Origin of the sequence: Rickettsia typhi str. Wilmington, from assembly GCF_000008045.1 — a bacterium.
In the GTDB taxonomy this organism is placed as follows: domain Bacteria; phylum Pseudomonadota; class Alphaproteobacteria; order Rickettsiales; family Rickettsiaceae; genus Rickettsia; species Rickettsia typhi.
On sequence record NC_006142.1, the window covers coordinates 165,397 to 184,451 of the forward strand.

A 19,055-nucleotide genomic window follows, 5' to 3' on the forward strand; every position below is an offset into this window, starting at 1 on the left:
AAACAGCATATATAAGATTATTGGCAGAGCGTTATCTTAAATACGTGAGGACCACAGAACTGATTAGATATGATTTAGACAGTTTTTGAAAGTGCCATGTATACATACATTTATTCGAATATGTTGTACATAATTCGTCTTGTTACATAAAATGATTGTTGCAAACAAAACTAAATGAATGTTGTGATCCAGAAAATAAATTAATGTTATTTTATGTTTAAACCATGTAGTAACATTAGAGTACGAGTAATTTTTAGGGAAAAGTATTTATGAGCGTAGTTAATTTTTATGGACAATTAAGTAATACTCAACAATTTGACCAGATAAGGATTAATATAGCAAGTCCTGATCAAGTGCGTTCTTGGTCTTTTGGTGAAGTAACAAAACCTGAAACAATTAATTATCGAACTTTTAAACCTGAGAAAGATGGTTTATTTTGTGCAAGAATTTTTGGTCCAGTAAAAGATTATGAATGTCTCTGTGGCAAATATAAGCGGATGAAAAATCGTGGAATTACGTGTGAGAAATGTGGTGTTGAAGTTACAGTTTCTAGAGTAAGACGTGAACGAATGGGACATATTGAGCTTGCGGCGCCTGTTGCGCATATTTGGTTTTTAAAGTCACTTCCTTCAAGAATTAGTACGCTTCTTGATATGACAATGCGAGATGTAGAAAAGATTCTTTATTTTGAAAATTATGTAGTAGTTGATCCAGGGTTATCAATTTTACAAAAAGGAGAACTTTTGACAGAAGAAGAATTACAAAAAGCAAAAGATAAGTATGGTGAAGATGCATTTACTGCATCTATAGGTGCAGAAGTAATACAACAAATGCTTAAAGAGCTTGATTTTTCAAAGTTAAAGCAAGAATTATACGATGAATTACACATTACTTCTTCAGAAGTCAAAAAGAAAAAATTAGTAAAGCGTTTAAAATTAGTGGAGGATTTTTTAGAGTCAGAAAATAAGCCCGAATGGATGATTATGGATGTTTTACCTGTGATTCCGCCTGAAATTAGACCGCTTGTTATGCTTGATGGGGGAAGATTTGCTACTTCGGACTTAAATGAACTTTATAGAAGAGTAATTAATAGAAATAATCGTTTAAAGAAATTAATAGAGTCAAAAGCTCCTGATATAATAGTCAGAAATGAAAAAAGAATGTTACAAGAAGCTGTGGATGCGTTATTTGATAATGGTCGTCGCGGTAGAGCAGCCAAAAATGCTAATAAGCGTCCATTTAAGTCATTAAGTGATATGCTTAAAGGTAAGCAAGGTCGTTTTCGTCAGAACTTACTCGGTAAGAGGGTTGATTATTCAGGACGTTCAGTTATCGTAGTAGGGCCTGAGCTTAAACTTCATCAATGCGGTTTACCTAAAAAAATGGCTCTAGAACTATTTAAGCCGTTTATTTATTCTAAGCTTGAGTTGTATGGTATTGCTACAACTATTAAGGCTGCTAAAAGAATGGTGGAAGCGGAAAAGCCTGAAGTTTGGGATGTACTTGAAGAGGTAATTAGAGAGCATCCAGTTTTACTTAATAGAGCTCCAACTTTACATAGGCTTGGTATTCAAGCATTTGAACCTCTATTAATCGAAGGTAAAGCAATACAGCTTCATCCACTTGTTTGTGCTGCGTTTAATGCGGATTTTGATGGTGATCAAATGGCGGTACATATTCCATTATCGATTGAAGCACAGCTTGAAGCTAGGGTATTTATGATGTCTACAAACAATATCTTAAGTCCTGCAAACGGACGTCCTATTATTGTACCAGATAAAGATATAGTACTTGGTTTATATTATCTTACTATTGCATTTGATAATGAAGTTGGCGAAGGGATGATGTTTTCAGATTTAGCTGAAATGGAACATGCGTTATATAATAAATTTATAACTATTCATACGAAGATAAAATATCGCAGAGATCAGTTAAATGCTGAAGGTAAAATGGTACCTGTTATCATTGATACTACATATGGTAGATTAATGGTTGGTGAGTTATTACCTTCTAATCCTAACATAGAGTTCAAGTGTATTAATAAACAGCTAACTAAAAAAGATATATCATTAGTTATAGATTTAGTTTATCGTCACTGTGGTCAAAAAGCAACAGTCATTTTTGCTGATCAGTTAATGAAATTAGGTTTCAAATATGCTTGTTCTTCAGGTATTTCTTTTGGAATGGACGATATGGTAGTTCCGGAATCTAAGAGTACTCATATCAATGAAACGCAGCTTGAGATAAAAGAATTTGAACAACAGTATTCAAATGGTTTAATTACTTATGGCGAGAAATATAACAAAGTAGTTGATGCTTGGTCAAGATGTACAGATAGAGTAGCAAACGATATGATGAAAGAGATTGCTACGCCACCAATTAATGATTATCCAAATCATCAGAGAATAAATGCTATATATATGATGGCTATTTCCGGAGCAAGAGGTTCTTTTCAGCAGATTAAGCAGCTAGGTGGTATGAGAGGTTTAATGACGAAATCAAACGGTCAAATTATACAAACACCTATTATCTCTAACTTTAAGGAAGGCTTAACTGAATTTGAGTGTTTTAATTCTGCTAATGGAATGCGTAAAGGACAAATAGATACTGCTTTAAAAACAGCAAGCTCAGGTTATCTAACGAGAAAATTGGTTGATGTTGCACAAGATTGTATTATTACTGAGAAAGATTGTGGAACTGATAAAGGAATTGAAGTAAAGAGTGTTATTGAAGGCGGAGAGATTATAGTACCTTTAGCTGAAAAGATTTTAGGTCGTACTGCTGCCATCGATATATTCCATCCTGTTACTAATGATCTTATTCTCAATAAAGGTGAGCTTATTAATGAATCAAAATTAGAACAAATTGAGTCGGCTGGACTTGACAGAATTATGATTAAATCTGTATTAACTTGTGAAAGTAGTACTGGTATATGTAGCATCTGTTATGGTAGGGATCTTGCTACTGGGACATTAGTATCGGAGGGTGAGGCAATAGGTGTTATCGCTGCCCAATCTATTGGGGAACCTGGTACACAGCTTACAATGAGAACCTTTCATATAGGAGGTGCTGCAACAAAGGGTGCTGAAGTTTCTTCTGTAGAAGCGTCATATGACGCAAAAGTGAAAATTATAAGTCGTAACGTTGTTATTAATTCCGAAGAACGCAAAATTGTTATGAGCCGTAATTGTGAATTATTATTGCTTGATGATAACGGCAATGAAAAAGCTCGTCATAAAATTCCATATGGTGCTAGATTACTTGTTGATGATGGTGATATTGTAATTAAAACGCAGAAACTAGCGGAATGGGATCCTTATACTATACCGATTATTACAGAGAAGTCAGGTAAAGTTTTATTCAAAGATATGGTTGAGGGTATTTCTATTCGTGATGTAACTGATGAAGCTACAGGGATACCTAGTAAAGTTATTATTGAATCAAAGCAATATTCACGTGGTGCAGAATTACGTCCGCGTATACAGCTTTTAGATTCTAAAGGTGAAGTTATAACCTTATCAAATGGTTTAGAAGCTAGATATTACTTACCAGTTGGTGCAGTGTTAAGTGTAGAAGATGGAATACAAATATCGGTAGGTGATATCATTGCACGTATACCTAAAGAATCAACTACTACTAAAGATATTACTGGTGGTTTACCAAGAGTTGCTGAACTTGTAGAAGCAAGACGTCCTAAAGATCATGCTGTGATCGCTGAGGTTGATGGTAGAGTAGAATTTGGTAAAGATTATAAATCTAAAAGACGTATTATTATACATCCAATTGATGGAACACTTTCTATTGAATATATGGTGCCTAAAGGTAAGCATGTTGTAGTAAATGAAGGGGACTTTGTTAAAAAAGGTGATTTATTGATTGATGGTAATCCTGTACTACAAGACATTTTAAAAGTAATGGGTGTAGAGGTGCTCGCAAATTATATTGTTAAGGAGGTGCAAGCTGTTTATCGTCTACAAGGTGTAAAAATTGATGATAAACACATAGAAGTTATTATTCGTCAGATGTTACAAAAAGTAGAGGTGACGGATTCAGGTGGTACTACATTACTAGTAGGTGAAAAAATAGATAGGCATGAATTTGATGAAATAAATGAAAAAGCTATGAAAAACGGTTTAAAACCTGCTGAAGCACAATTAATATTACAAGGTATTACTAAAGCATCTCTACAAACTAGATCGTTTATTTCTGCCGCATCATTCCAAGAGACTACTAGAGTTTTAACTGAAGCCGCTATTGCTGGTAAAGTAGATAAGTTACGAGGACTAAAAGAAAACGTGATAGTTGGGCGATTAGTACCTGCTGGCACTGGTTACTTTATGGATAAAATGCGTAAAGCAGCTGTAAAGCTTGATGAAGAGAATGTATAAATTATATTTACTCCTTGTGAGTGAAAAAGAGTATTGAGTGTATATTTAGCAAAAGAAATAGATCTCATATTGTCATTGTCCAAGTAAACTTCTAAATATAAAACACATTGATTAGTTTTACTAAACAATCATTTTATAGCTAAAAAGCCTATAAAAACTTAGTTTTTTATAGGCTTTTTTCTTATTTTGTAGTAATTATGTGCTGTTAAATATTTGTATCTTAATCAAGATACTTGACAATTTATCATTTTCATCTTGTTAAAGAATCTTCATCTCATAGCTTTTCAATTATTTTGAGATTAAATATCTGAATTTTAGCTCAATAATATTTAATATAAGTTTTTAGTACTTATTATGAGATAATATAAAGTAAAGCCGCCACATAAGTTTATTAATAAGTTAATAATATCTCTCTTTTTATAAGAGTAGTAGTCCTAGCTTTTCCATGTTTCCAAACAATATTTTTAGGTTTTAGAAAGAATATCTAAAGACTAATGTGAAACTAAAAGTTCTGTATTATTTACTTATACCTAATTTATTGCAAAAAGTAGTAATATCATTTAGCAGTTTTCGCTAAATATTTTTATATAGATGTATGTACAAAATAATAGTATAGATATTTCTATCTATATTCCTCTTAAGGTACGTTGTGTAATAGTTTTGCTATTTCTGGATTAATCTTCTGATATACAATATTAGAAACAATCTTCGCAAATACTGTACTAGCTACAAAGCTTTATCATCAAATGTTAGTGATATATGATAATAACTCTTAGTTAATGCTAAGTATATCTTATTAGTAATGCGATTATAAATTGCGTTCATATATTGGTTTAACGCACATGCTGTTTCATTACATACTTTACTTTAATTAAATGTGAAGTTATCCAATGTATTGGAATAGTGTTACTTATAAAGTAATTATTCAATACTATTTTATGAGATTTAATTTTAAGTTGATTATAATACTTGCAAAGTTTGATCAATATAAATAAAATTATCAAAATTTAAAAGTAATATAAGGAATTAGGTATGCTTAACATAAATTTTGTGAATGAAGAATCATCTACTAATCAAGGTTTAATCGTTTTTATCGATGAACAATTAAAATTTGATACTAGTTTAATGGCACTTGATCAACAACATTATGGATTAATTTCTAAAACTATTCAGAATAAATTACAATTTAGAGGTAATTATGGACAAATTACAATTGTTCCATCTGTTATTAAATCTGGTGAAGTTAAATATTTAATAATAGTAGGATTAGGAAATGCAGAAAAATTAACTGAAGCGAAAATTGAAGAGTTAGGTGGTAAAATTTTACAACATGCTACTTGTGCTAAAATTTCTACTATTGGCTTGAAAATTATGAGTAGAATAAATAGATTTACACCTCAAACATTTACATCTTTAATTGCTAGTGGTGCGTTTCTTGCTTCTTATAGGTTCCATAAATATAAAACCACCTTAAAAGAAGTAGAAAAGTTTGCAGTAGAATCAATTGAAATTTTTACCGACAATAATTCAGAAGCAATAAAATTATTTGAAGTCAAAAAATTAATTGCCGAGGCAGTATTTTTTACAAGAGATATAAGTAATGAACCATCAAATATTAAAACTCCACAAGTCTATGCCGAAAGAATAGTTGATATACTTGAACCGCTTGGAGTAAATGTTGATGTTATCGGTGAACGTGATATTAAAAATCTTGGTATGGGTGCATTACTTGGAGTTGGGCAAGGTTCACAAAATGAGTCAAAGTTAGTGGTTATGGAATATAAAGGAGGTAGTAGAGATGATTCGACTATTGCTTTGGTTGGTAAAGGAGTTATTTTTGATACAGGTGGTATTTCCTTAAAACCATCAAGTAATATGCATTTAATGAGATATGATATGGCAGGTTCTGCAGCAGTCGTAGGTGCTATAATTGCTCTTGCTAGTCAAAAAGCCACTGTTAATGTAGTTGGTGTTGTAGGGCTTGTTGAAAACATGCAGTCCGGTAATGCACAACGTCCTGGTGATGTTGTAGTTACTATGTCAGGTCAAACTGCTGAAGTTTTAAATACCGATGCTGAAGGTCGTTTAGTACTCGCTGATACTGTTTGGTATGTACAAGAAAAATTTAATCCTAAATGTGTTATTGACGTTGCAACTCTAACAGGAGCAATAACTGTAGCACTTGGTAGCACATATGCAGGTTGTTTTTCTAATAATGATGAATTAGCTGATAAGTTAATAAAAGCAGGAGAAGAAGTTAATGAAAAACTTTGGAGAATGCCTCTTCATGATGATTACGATGCAATGATTAACTCAGATATAGCAGATATAGCAAATATTGGGAATGTACCTGGTGCTGCTGGAAGCTGCACTGCTGCACATTTTATTAAACGTTTTATTAAAGATGGAGTAGATTGGGCTCATTTAGATATAGCAGGTGTTGCAAATAGTAATAATGCTTCAGCACTTGGTCCTAAGGGTGCAGTTGGGTATGGCGTGAGATTACTTGAGAAATTCATCAAGGAATATAATTAATGTATTTTTGTGTGCAACGCAAACCTACTGAAAAGTAATAAAGACATGATATCATAGTCAAGTGACATGGTAGATTTCATTTTTGAATATAATTATGAATATAATAAATAAACCTTATATATTTGTGTTAGGTAATGAAAAAGGTGGAGCAGGTAAAACTACATGCTCTATGCATCTTATAATAGGATTGCTTTATCAAAATTATTCGGTAATCAGTATAGATGCCGATTCACGTCAAAGTTCTTTAACAAATTATTTAAAAAATCGAGATTTATACAATCAACAAAATCCTACTAATACTGTATTAGTACCAAAACATTTTCATATCTTTGAAAGTGATGTAGAGGAACAAATAAAGAGTTTCAAGCAGATACTCAAAAACAATAAGGATGCTGATTATATAGTAATCGATACCCCAGGTAGTTATACTACTTTATCACAAGTTGCTCATTCTTACGCTGATACAATTATTACACCAATTAATGATAGTTTCCTAGATTTAGATGTAATAGCAAAAGTGGATAGCAAAGATGAAATTATCAGTCCATCAATATATAGTCAAATGATTTGGGAGCAGAAAATGGCACGTGCTAGCCGTGATGGAGGTAGCATCGATTGGATAATACTACGTAATCGTTTAAGTAATCTTGATGCATTAAATAAAAGACGTGTAGGAGCTGTATTAGTTGCACTTGCTAAGCGAATTAATTTTAAAATCGCAGAAGGATTTAGTGAACGTGTAATATATAGGGAGTTATTTTTACAAGGGCTCACATTACTTGATCTAAAAACTGCAAGATATGATAGAGCACTTAATAGTTCACATGTACTTGCACGTCAAGAATTACGAAATTTTTTAATTTTTTTAGATATTCAAGCTGAGTTTTAAGTAATATTAATTTTATTAAAGTTTTTCTTGTATAAAAAATTATAAAGTATATATAATATAACGTGCGAAATTAATCTGTTGAAACTTTATAAGAGAAACAAATGTCAAATGTTGCTGAAAATATTTCAAAATTACCAGAAGAACAAGAAAAAATTAATAAGCTTGTTGATCAATATAAAAATTTAACCCCACAAAAGCAGAAAGAAGTTGATAGAAAACTTAAGTTATATTTTACAAAGGACGAGCTAGAACAAGATGAGCTTAAATCAAGAATGAATAGGATACGTAGTAATTTATCTCAGCAAGACCAAGAAAAACTACATGCAGGTAATAGTACTATAGGTGAGATAGCAAAAGATGTATTATCTTTAGTTAAGGGCATAATAAGTTTAGTGGAAAATATCTCTAAGGTGATTAAGAACCCTACCGGAGCGATATATGAATGGTTCCAAAATGAGTTAAATCAGGTTAAACCTCAACAACAAAATAATCATCAATTTCAGTCAAAGCCAAAAGCTGCTGCAATATCAAGGTAAAACTTGAGTTTTTATTTGCACAAGCTAATAATTTTATGTATATGTATAAATGAAAGAAATATACATAGGAAATGCATAAATATAGAACTCATAATTGTAATGAATTACAATTATCCAATGTTGGACAAGAAGTTAAGTTATCTGGTTGGGTACATAGAAGAAGGGATCATGGTAATCTAGTTTTTATAGATTTACGTGATCATTATGGTATAACGCAAATCGTGTTTACCGATCAAAATCAGCATCTGATGGACTATGCAAGTAATTTGTGTTATGAGTCAGTGATTACGGTAAGTGGGACAGTTGTAGCAAGATCAGAGGGTACGATTAATAATAAACTTCTTACAGGTCATATTGAAGTGCTAGCTGTAGAGTGTATTGTTGAATCAGCTTCTTCTCCTCTACCTTTTGTTATTAATAATGAAAAAGAAGCTCCAGAAGAGTCTAGACTTAAACATCGTTTTTTAGATCTTAGACGTGAGAAATTACATAATAATATCATACTCCGCTCACAAGTGATTTCTCATATTCGTCACTTAATGATAGTAAGAGGTTTTACCGAATTTCAAACTCCAATCCTAACTTCTAGCTCTCCTGAAGGAGCTAGAGATTTCTTAGTACCTAGTAGAATACATCCTGGTAAGTTTTATGCATTACCGCAAGCACCTCAGCAATTTAAGCAACTCTTGATGATTGCAGGCTTTGATCGTTATTTTCAAATTGCTCCTTGTTTCCGTGATGAAGATGCAAGAGCCGATAGATCACCTGGCGAGTTTTATCAATTAGATTTAGAAATGTCATTTGTTACACAAGAAGATATATTTAATACTATTGAACCTGTATTATATGATTTATTTACTAAATTTACAGATAAGATAGTATCAAAGCCCCCTTTCGTTCGTATTCCATATAATGAATCTATGCTAAAATATGGCTCTGATAAGCCTGATTTACGTAATCCTATTATAATTTCTGATGTAACTGAGATATTTAGAGATTCTAATTTTACAATCTTTAGGGAAAATATTAAAAAAGGTAGCGTAGTTCGTGCAATTCATGCACCTAAAGCTGCTTCATTACCGCGTAGTTTTTTTGATAAAATGATAGAGTTTGCAATATCTGAAGGAGCAATAGGTCTTAGCTATATTCAGTTTAGTGAAACCGGTGAAGTAAAAGGGCCGTTATCAAAATTTTTAACAAAGCAACAATTAGAAATTTTAAAAGCTACTTCAAATACAAGTAACGGTGATGCTGTATTTTTTGCTAGTGATCAAAAAGACAAAGCTGCAAAACTTTGCGGTAAGGTTAGAATCAAACTAGGCGAAGAGCTTAATTTACTTGAAAAAGATTGCTTTAAATTCTGTTGGATTACTGATTTTCCATTCTATGAATTCAATGAGGAAACAGGAAAAATTGATTTTAGTCATAATCCATTTTCTATGCCACAAGGTGGAATTGATGCTTTAGAGCAAGCTAAAACAACTGAAGAGTTATTAGCACTCACTGCATACCAATATGATATTGTTTGTAATGGTATTGAGCTTTCAAGTGGTGCTATTAGAAATCATAAGCCAGAAATTATGTATAAAGCATTTTCAATAGCAGGTTATAGTGCAGAGGAAGTGGATAAAAGATTTGGTGCTATGATTAGAGCCTTTAAGTTTGGTGCTCCGCCACATGGTGGAATAGCTCCAGGAATAGACAGAATCGTTATGCTGCTTGCAGAAGCTACAAACATCAGAGAAATAATCGCATTTCCTTTAAATCAGCAAGCAGAAGATTTGCTTATGAATTCCCCAAGCTATGTAGATGAGAAAGCTCTTAAAGAACTAAGCATTATGCTATCACCGACTTCTAGAAAAATACATAAAAAGAATACGGGTTTATAAGTAGTTAACTGTACAATTTTGGAATACTTGTTGTGACTTCAGCATTGCATTGTTGTGTATTGCGAGATAATTGATTGTGTCACATCCATTCGCTTGATACGAATATATTTATTACTGCTTAAAACAGTGACACTTTATTACAGCATTGGGTCGCAGTACAAAATATATAGTGTTTCGTTTCTAGTTAAAAATGAAAACATTAAGTTTATAAAATAACTCTATGATTGTATTAAATACTTTCTAAGTCTTACACTCAATAATGCTTACCTTGTTGCTGTTTTCCCTGCTTAGCTTGTAATTGAGATACTACAATGCCTTTTACAGTTTCTAGTCTTTTGGTTTGGAGTCCTTCTTGTTTGTTATCTTTTAGTATATTACCAATTTTTATACTTTCTGCTATGACTTTTTCTGTATTATAAATTTTATTTAAATTTTCAGGAGCGATTTTTTTTATGAAATGATTTGCAACACTACGTAAACCTATCTTTTCACAAAAATTTCCTATCTTGTAATATATAGTATCTTTAGAATTTAATTTTAAATCTTTAGCATTTAATAGGTGTGTTGTATTTTCGATATTATCATGATATTTTAAATCTTGCTTTATAGTTTCAATATCTTGCTCATTAAGATAATTCTCTTTTTTTAGCACTTGCATTATATTATCATAGAATTTTTCTACTTCTTCGTCAGTTACATTTTTAGTTGTTGTGTGCTTTGTAAAATTAATAATTAGCGATTCAAATTTTTTAGCTGTAAATTTGTCTTGTATACGCATTGACTTTAAAGGATCAGAAAGTTGCACTTCTACTTTATCTCTTTGAACCTCAATTTCTTTTTCTTGCCATTTACCTTCAAAATCTTTGCGCCATTGTCGTTCTTTGATTACTTCTTTTGTTAATCCTATAGCAGTTTTAATTTGATAATTGTTCTCATACGCCCACTCTTGAGCATCTTTACCTTCAATTGTAATTTTATTCTTTATTGCATAGAGTAATGGTTCTTTTACAGGTGAATTAGCAAAAGCCTCTAACCAACCACCGTTTTTAAATTCAGGTAAAACATTACTGAATTTTTTTACTATCTCAGCTCCTTTTGCTATTTCTTGCATATTAATAAAGTTTTGTTTTATACTACTTTTATAGTATTGTTTCAAATCATCAAAATTGTTAATATTGATGTATAATGGGATATTGTCCGGGTCAAATCCAGCTTTCTTTAGTTCATCAAGTTTTTGATCAACTATTGCTTCCATACGTTGTACATCAAATTGACTTATCATTTGATTTAACGCTTCACTATACTTATCGATATTAAATGATAAATTACCTGCTTTAATAGCATCACTGTAGCAAACATTGGGATGTGTGAACATTTCAGCCGTTAATTGAACCATGCTGCCAAAATCCTGATGAAATTCTAAAAAAGAGCGCCCATGATCAATTTTGGTTATTGTTTTGCCATTTTGTACCATTAAATTACCAGCATGATAATCTCCGTCCCCAAGCATATGACAAGCAGCTATAGCTTTTTCAAAGCCTTCTAACTTTTTTAAATTTTTATCATTAACTCTAACTCTAGTTTGCCCTGATAAACCACAAAATTCTGTTAGCGTTACAGCATTATCAAAAAATTTAGAACGTACATAAAGTGAATCAGGGTGTTGTGCGTCCGCTTTTACCAAACCTTCTTTTGGTGCGCGATCATGTAATAAAAATTGATACATGGTAGAGCCTATTAATTCTTGCACTCCATCTCTTCGGTCATCAATAGCGTGGCTCTGTTCAATAGGATCTTGTATTTTTTCGCACGCAGCATGAGTTTTATAAAAGTGTTTTAAAATAAAAGTGTTACCAGCACTATCATTAGCAATATAACCAGCTGATATTCCTGTTGTCTTTTTGCCTTTCTTCTCAAACTCATCTTGTTGTGCTACTCCCTTATCACGTAACATGGCATCGATTACTTTTTTTGTGTCATTAGGGTCTATTATTTCTTCAAGTTTTCTATAGTCTGGGGTATATAGTGTATCATTTAATCCAATCTTTCGTTCAATTGATCCTGCTATAACTAAATTCTGTAAAAGAGGTGTATCGATTATTTCCCTTAATTTCTTGTTGTGATCTCCTGGGAAGAAATTTTTTATTGTTGTTGTAACTTTAGCTAAATCCTTAGTATTTAAAGCGGCTTGATTAATATAGTTTATATATGAGCTTTCAGTAGTATGAGATTGTTGATCCGCAAGTGCAATAACAGATTCTGCAATCCTCTCACATATTCTGGATATTTTGGCATGAGCTTCTATATCGTGAGTTTTTAGGACATTAAAAAGTTCTTGCTGTAATAATAATTCCTGTTTGGTTTTTGCTTTAGACATAAAAATAAAATACTTATTAATGGATGCTATATATTTGATCATGATATGACCAAAAACAAAGTCATGTAATAAATTCATGACTTTGCAGAAAGTTACTAACTAATCTCTTCTATTGCCTAAAAATCTCATTAGATTTAGGAAAAGATTGATAAAATCTAAGTATAAAGTAAATGCTGCCATAATAGAAAGTTTTTGTCCTGCTGCATCATTGCCTGCTATGTAATACATAGACTTAATCTTTTGCGTGTCCCAAGCAATTAATCCCATAAATACTACTATGCCAATAAGAGAAGTAGCAAAAGAAAGAGATGAACTTTTTAAAAACAAGTTGACTAATGAAGCAATAATAAGACCTATAAGACCCATGGCAAAAAATGAACCCATGGATGTTAAATCTCTATTTGTACTATAACCGTATAAACTCATTGCTCCAAAAACTGAAGAGCAAATAAAGAAAGTACGAGCTATTGATGTACCGGTATAAATCAGAGCTAAATATGAAAGTGACATACCAGTTAATCCGGCATAAACCCAAAATAATATTTGTGCTGTTTGCAGATTCATTCGTCCGAAGCCCATAAAGAAATATAAAGCAATACCGAGCGGAGCAAACATTATAATAGTACCGAAACCTGTTTGAAACATTAAATGATAAATAGGCTCAACTGATATAGTAGTGATAGCTGCTACACCGGTTAATAAAAGTGCTAAAGCCATATAATTATATACTTTTAGCATGTATCTTCTTAAGCCTTCATCAAAAGTTTTGTTTTTTGAGGTAGTAGTTAAAGTTTTTGTATAATCGATCATAAGCAACCTTAGGATTATGTTATTTACATAATAAAATATAGTCGTTTATATGCTATATGTAAAGATATTTTCAAGCTAATTAAATTCTTTTTTCTATAAAATAAGATTTTTAAAAAAATATGAATAGCTTTTTCTGCTAAATATTGTTAGCTCTCTATTATAGCCTCTTAAAGGCATTTGTTTATTTTTTCAAGCTATAATTATACTTTATAAATATCTTGCATTGAATATAAAGCAGAAGGTTTATCTTGTAGCCAAATAGCTGATTTAATTGCACCAACAGCAAAAGAATTTTTATTCAGAGCTTCATGTTTTAAAGTGATTATTTCATCGTTATCTAGGAAAAATATTTCATGTATACCGTGAACATTCCCACCACGAAGTGAAGAAATACCTATTTCTTTTTTACTTTTTATTCTATTACCACGATTAAATGTTATATTTAATTCTTTGATGCCTGCAATTGTTGAAGCAAGCATAAGTGCAGTTCCTGAGGGTGCATCTTTTTTATTACGATGATGCATTTCTAGAATTTCAACATCGTAATCATCAAGTATTTTTGTGCTTTCTTTAGCTAGATAGTTAAGCAGATTAGCTCCTATACTCATATTTGCAGAATATAAAATAGGTAAAGTTTTAGCTGCTTTTTCTAAAAGCTTAAAATGTTGTTTTTTTAGACCTGTTGTCCCTATTACTAATTTTGTATTATGTTTTAATGCATAATTAATTAATTTTTCTAATACTTCAGGTGTAGAAAAATCTATAATGACATCAGAATTTTTACATAAATTATCTAAATCATTTAAGTTATTAGTACTGTTAAATTTTTCTGAAATTTGGCAATCTTTAAATTGATCTATTATTTCTATGATAGTTTTACCCATTTTGCCGGTAGCACCGCTAAGACCGATATTTATCATATTTGTCATATTATAGTATAGACGAAGTTTCATTTGTAAAAGTGCAAGGTGTATTATATAGTAGAAACTACCTAAGCACTGTAGTAACGTTTATAATACTTTATATCAATTGTTCTAATTAAACTACTAGACTTCGTGTATAAAATTACCTTCTCAAGGTATATTTGTATGTCAAACTATAATTCTAATTTGCACATATTATCTATATACATTGCAATATTTAGCATTTATTTGTCTTCTTTACTTACCTTTAGAGTGTCACTTATACATGAAGTCTAGTATAAGATTTATGAAAATATAATAAAGGCTTTACATTATTTTTAATAGCGGTATTTATTACTTCGCCAATAAATATAATATGATCACCTGCATTGTAAGAAGCATATTTATTACATTCTATATGGCAAGTTGCACCGTTTATTAAAGGACAATCAGTTTTATGACCAAGCTTATAATCAATTTTTGTAAATTTATTAGGTTGTGATTTAGCAAAATGTTTTGAGATATCAATTTGATTCTCTGCTAAAATACTCACTGCAAACTTATCACTTTTTTTAAAACTATTGATACTACAAGAGTTTTTATTCATGCAAAATAATATTAACGAAGGTTTTAAAGATACGGAAGTAAAAGAACTAGCAGTAAAGCCAAAAAGTTTGTTGTTACAATTTGCAGTTATAATAGTGACACCTTGAGGAAACCGACTCATAGCATCCTTAAATTGCCACTCTGTTATTGTCCCAGCCATTTTTTCATAATTTTATTAATGGTACCATCTTTTTTTAATAAATTTATTGTGCTATTAATTTCATTAATTAGTCCTGAGTGTTTAGACATACCGATAGCAAAATCGGATGAAAATTCTTCTAAAGTAGAGGTTTCTAAATTTGAATTATTTTCTTTTAATTTTTTTCCTTGAAATTCCTCAGAAATAATAGCATCTATGACCTTGGCTTTTAATTCTTCAACTAACATTAAATGATTTGCTAAAGCATGAACTTTAATATTCATTGTATGTGATAGATCTTGTGCTTTTTTTTCTAAAACACTACCGAGTTGTACTCCTACTATTTTATTATATAGATCTTTGCTATTTTGTATATTCTCGCCTGTTCTATATATTATGGCAAATCTTGCCTTAGCATAACTATCTGAAAAGCTAATATATTCTGAACGTTCTTGGGTAACGGAAAGTGCTGCAATTGCAACATCAATATTCTCACTAATTAACGCTGCAAGTAAACCGTTAAAGTCAAAGTTTTTTATAATAATTTTTTTATTTAGACGTTGGCTTATTGCTTTGATAATATCAATATCAATCCCCACTATTTCTCCATCCTGGATAAATTCATAAGGAGGATTATCTGCAGCAGTACCCACTATTAAAGTTTTTTCCGTTTCTTTTTTTTCACAAGAAACTAACAAGAAAGATAGTAAAAATATTTTCAGAAACTTCATAAAAATAATGTTTTAAGTTTGTGTATGCACTCTTACACTGTATTGTTCAATTGTATAGCACTTATGTAATTCTTCACGCAAAGTGGATATCAAACTTCTTAAGCAAAAAATATACTAAATATTATACAATTTTCTTTGTATTGATTTTTTGTGCTGGATTAACATCAAGAATCTAATTTCTCTTTTAAAAGTTTGTTGACAAGTGTTGGATTAGCTTTACATTTCGTTTTTTTCATTACCTGCCCTACAAAAAAACCGAATAATTTATCTTTACCACTTTTATAACATTTTACTGATTTAGAATTTTCAGCTATTACCTCGTCAATTACTGTGTTTAGTATTTTATTATCCGAAATTTGTACAAGTCCTTTTTCCTCTACTATTTTATCTGGTGCTTTACCGGTTGCAAACATAATTTCAAAGACTGTTTTTGCAATTTTACCGGAAATAGTATTATTTTCTATTAATTTTATTAACTTTGCAAAGTCACTAGGAGTAATTTTGCATTCACTTATTCCTATTGATGCTTTGTTTAATTGTCCAAATAACTCAGTAATTAGCCAATTAGTGAGCATTTTAGGGTTACATTCATTTGCTGCTTTCTCAAAATACTCAGCAATAGATTCATCTGATACTATTATTCCAGCATCATATTTGCTTAAACCAAATTTCTTTGTATATTTTTCAATCTTTTGATCAGGTAATTCAGGTAAACTTGATTTTAGCTCATTTATTAACTCATCATGAATAACAAGTGGTAATAAATCTGGATCTGGAAAATATCTATAATCCAATGCTTCTTCTTTTAAACGCATAGTTTTTGTTTCACAACTATCGACATTAAATAAGCGTGTTTCTTGGATGATTGCTTCACCGCTTTCAAGTAAATCGACTTGTCTTTTAGCTTCAAATTCTATTGCTTTAATGATGTTACGGATGGAGTTAATATTTTTAATTTCGCATCTTGTACCTAGTGCCTCGCCGCTACGTCTTACTGAAATATTAGCATCACAACGTAACGAGCCTTTTTCCATATCACCGTCACAGCTGCCTATATAACGTAACAAATTTCTTAGCTTTTTTACAAATTCAGCTGCTTCTTCCGGTGATGATATATCAGGTTCAGTTACGATCTCCATAAGCCCGATACCAGCACGGTTCAAATCGATCATGCTGTAATATGGTGATTGATCATGAATAGATTTACCAGCATCTTGCTCTAAATGCAAACGGTTAATACGAATAGTCTTAAGATTACCAGTACTAGTTTGTATTTCTATCATGCCATCTTGTACTATAGGATAATAAAATTGTGAAATCTGGTAGCCTTGTGGTAGATCTGCATAAAAATAATTTTTACGATCAAATACCGAATATTTATTTATTTTCGCTTTAAGTGCAAGTCCTGTTTTAATTGCTTGATGTACACAATGTTTATTTAATACAGGTAACATCCCAGGCATTGCTGCATCAACATAGGAAACTTGTGAATTCGGACTTGCTGCAAAAAGAGTGCTACTTCCTGAAAAAAGCTTAGTTTTTGAGGAAATTTGAGCATGGATTTCAAGCCCTATTACATATTCCCATTTCCCCGTATTTCCTTCAATATATTCCATAATTTAAAACCAATAAAAAATACTCAGTTAACAATATACTTAGATAATTTCTAACTGAAAAATATTACAGAAATCAAGCTCAGAAAGCTTTTTTCTATACTTGATTCCAAAATTAATATCATTAGTAAAAATAAAACTCAATTACTATATTTTATTAGAACCCTGCTGGTTCAAATTTAATATGTTTTACGCCTGTCTCAATTGTAGACGCTACTTTCAAAACGTTATATTCGTCTAATTGTTTTCCAATAATCTGCATCCCAAGAGGTAAACCTCGCGCTGATAACCCGGCAGGAACTGATACACAAGGTAAACCGGCTAAACTTGCAGGAATAGTAAATAAATCATTTAAATACATAATAGTTGGGTCATTTTGTTTTTCACCGATCTTAAATGCTGCAGATGGGGCTGTTGGTAATAAAATAGCATTAACTTTTGTAAAAGCATTATTAAAGTCGTTTGCAACTAAGCGACGTACTTTTTGAGCTTTAAAATAATATGCATCCATACAATTAGATGATAGTACATATGTTCCAAGCATAATACGGCGTTTTACTTCTTCTCCAAATCCGGCCGATCTTGTCATTTCATACATTTCATCAAGCGTCATATTTTCATATTCTACTCGAAGGCCATATCTCACACCATCGTATCTAGATAAATTTGAAGCAGCTTCAGCTGGTGCTATTACGTAATAAACTGCAACACCATATTTAGCATGTGGCAGTGTAATATCTACTATTTCAGCACCAGCGTTTTTAAGTAGCTCTATGGTATCATGCCACATTTTCATAATATCGTGTTCAATAATACCACCTTCACCAAGACTAAGAGGTACTCCTATTTTCATATTTTTCATAGAACTTCCTATAGCGGATTGTAGTTCTGGAACTTTTGCGTTAATTGAAGTAGAATCTTTTTCGTCAAAACCCATCATCGCTTCAAGCATAATACTGCTATCTAAAACGCTTCTAGTGAATATCCCTGCTTGATCAAGTGAACTAGCAAATGATACCATACCGTATCTTGAGCAACGGCCATATGTAGGTTTAAATCCAACTAAACCTGTAAAACTTGCTGGTTGACGTACCGAACCACCAGTATCGCTACCAAGAGCAGCAGAAGCCATAAAACCACTAACTGCTGCAGCTGAACCACCTGAAGAACCGCCTGGAACTAAATCACTATTATCATCATTTGCTTTCCAAGGGCTAATTACATTGCCGAAACAACTAGTAATATTTGTTGAGCCCATAGCAAATTCATCCATATTGGTTTTGCCGAGCATCACACCGCCTTTATCAAAAATATTTTTTGTAACGCTTGATTCATAATGAGGTATAAAATTTTTTAATATATTAGAACATGCTGTAGTTCTAATTCCTTTAGTACAAAAAAGATCTTTAACAGCAAACGGTATACCTTCAAGTGTTCTTGCTTTATTTTGAGCATAGTTTTGATCGGCTTCTTCCGCCTGTTTTAAAGCTAAATCAAAGGTTTCAGTAACATAGGCATTGAGGTTTTTATATTTCTCTATTTGTTTAATATGTGCATTAACTAATTCTTTACTTGTAAAATCTTTATTTTTTAGACCTTTTACACTGTCTGCTACTGTTAATTTGTTTAGTTCCGTCATA

12 protein-coding genes are annotated in these 19,055 nt (G+C 31.5%); 5 read left to right on the forward strand and 7 right to left on the reverse strand.

Going from position 1 to position 19,055, the window contains the following annotated elements; genetic code table 11:
* The first annotated feature begins 269 nt into the window (after positions 1-269).
* The 5 genes from rpoC to aspS all read left to right on the forward strand — a co-directional run bounded on the left by rpoC (position 270) and on the right by aspS (position 10,237).
* Positions 270-4,388, forward strand: coding sequence for a DNA-directed RNA polymerase subunit beta' (gene rpoC, locus RT_RS00665; protein ID WP_011190602.1), 4,119 nt, complete (start codon positions 270-272; stop codon positions 4,386-4,388).
* Between the two features lie 1,032 nt (positions 4,389-5,420).
* Complete coding sequence (locus RT_RS00670; RefSeq protein ID WP_011190603.1) at positions 5,421-6,923, forward strand: leucyl aminopeptidase; 1,503 nt, start codon at positions 5,421-5,423, stop codon at positions 6,921-6,923.
* 94 nt (positions 6,924-7,017) lie between these two features.
* Entirely contained in the window at positions 7,018-7,812 is a 795-nt protein-coding gene (locus RT_RS00675) for a division plane positioning ATPase MipZ (protein WP_011190604.1), read from the forward strand.
* 101 nt (positions 7,813-7,913) lie between these two features.
* Positions 7,914-8,348: a hypothetical protein gene (locus tag RT_RS00680; RefSeq protein WP_011190605.1), complete on the forward strand. Its 435-nt coding sequence runs from the start codon at positions 7,914-7,916 to the stop codon at positions 8,346-8,348.
* Between the two features lie 71 nt (positions 8,349-8,419).
* On the forward strand, positions 8,420-10,237 hold the full coding sequence (gene aspS / locus RT_RS00685) for an aspartate--tRNA ligase (protein ID WP_011190606.1): 1,818 nt from the start codon (positions 8,420-8,422) through the stop codon (positions 10,235-10,237).
* 253 nt (positions 10,238-10,490) lie between these two features.
* Here the strand turns inward: aspS and RT_RS00690 are convergent, their stop codons facing one another.
* The 7 genes from RT_RS00690 to gatA form a co-directional block, all read right to left on the reverse strand.
* The gene (locus RT_RS00690) at positions 10,491-12,614 is read right to left on the reverse strand and encodes a T4SS effector phosphatidylinositol 3-Kinase RisK1 (RefSeq protein WP_011190607.1); all 2,124 of its coding nucleotides are present in this window, start codon (positions 12,612-12,614) and stop codon (positions 10,491-10,493) included.
* Positions 12,615-12,713: 99 nt separating this feature from the next.
* The gene (locus tag RT_RS00695; RefSeq protein ID WP_011190608.1) at positions 12,714-13,424 is read right to left on the reverse strand and encodes a Bax inhibitor-1/YccA family protein; all 711 of its coding nucleotides are present in this window, start codon (positions 13,422-13,424) and stop codon (positions 12,714-12,716) included.
* Positions 13,425-13,624: 200 nt separating this feature from the next.
* Positions 13,625-14,344, reverse strand: a complete 720-nt coding sequence (dapB, locus tag RT_RS00700; protein WP_011190609.1) for a 4-hydroxy-tetrahydrodipicolinate reductase — start codon at positions 14,342-14,344, stop codon at positions 13,625-13,627.
* 262 nt (positions 14,345-14,606) lie between these two features.
* Positions 14,607-15,092 (reverse strand): flavin reductase family protein, encoded by a 486-nt coding sequence (locus tag RT_RS00705; RefSeq protein ID WP_011190610.1) that lies wholly within the window; start codon positions 15,090-15,092, stop codon positions 14,607-14,609.
* Positions 15,077-15,802, reverse strand: coding sequence for an ABC transporter substrate-binding protein (locus RT_RS00710; RefSeq protein ID WP_011190611.1), 726 nt, complete (start codon positions 15,800-15,802; stop codon positions 15,077-15,079). Before RT_RS00710 ends, RT_RS00705 begins: the two co-directional genes overlap by 16 nt.
* Before the next feature lie 164 nt (positions 15,803-15,966).
* Complete coding sequence (gatB, locus tag RT_RS00715) at positions 15,967-17,418, reverse strand: Asp-tRNA(Asn)/Glu-tRNA(Gln) amidotransferase subunit GatB (RefSeq protein WP_011190612.1); 1,452 nt, start codon at positions 17,416-17,418, stop codon at positions 15,967-15,969.
* Between the two features lie 154 nt (positions 17,419-17,572).
* The gene (gene gatA / locus RT_RS00720; protein WP_011190613.1) at positions 17,573-19,054 is read right to left on the reverse strand and encodes an Asp-tRNA(Asn)/Glu-tRNA(Gln) amidotransferase subunit GatA; all 1,482 of its coding nucleotides are present in this window, start codon (positions 19,052-19,054) and stop codon (positions 17,573-17,575) included.
* Between the last annotated feature and the right edge of the window lies 1 nt (position 19,055).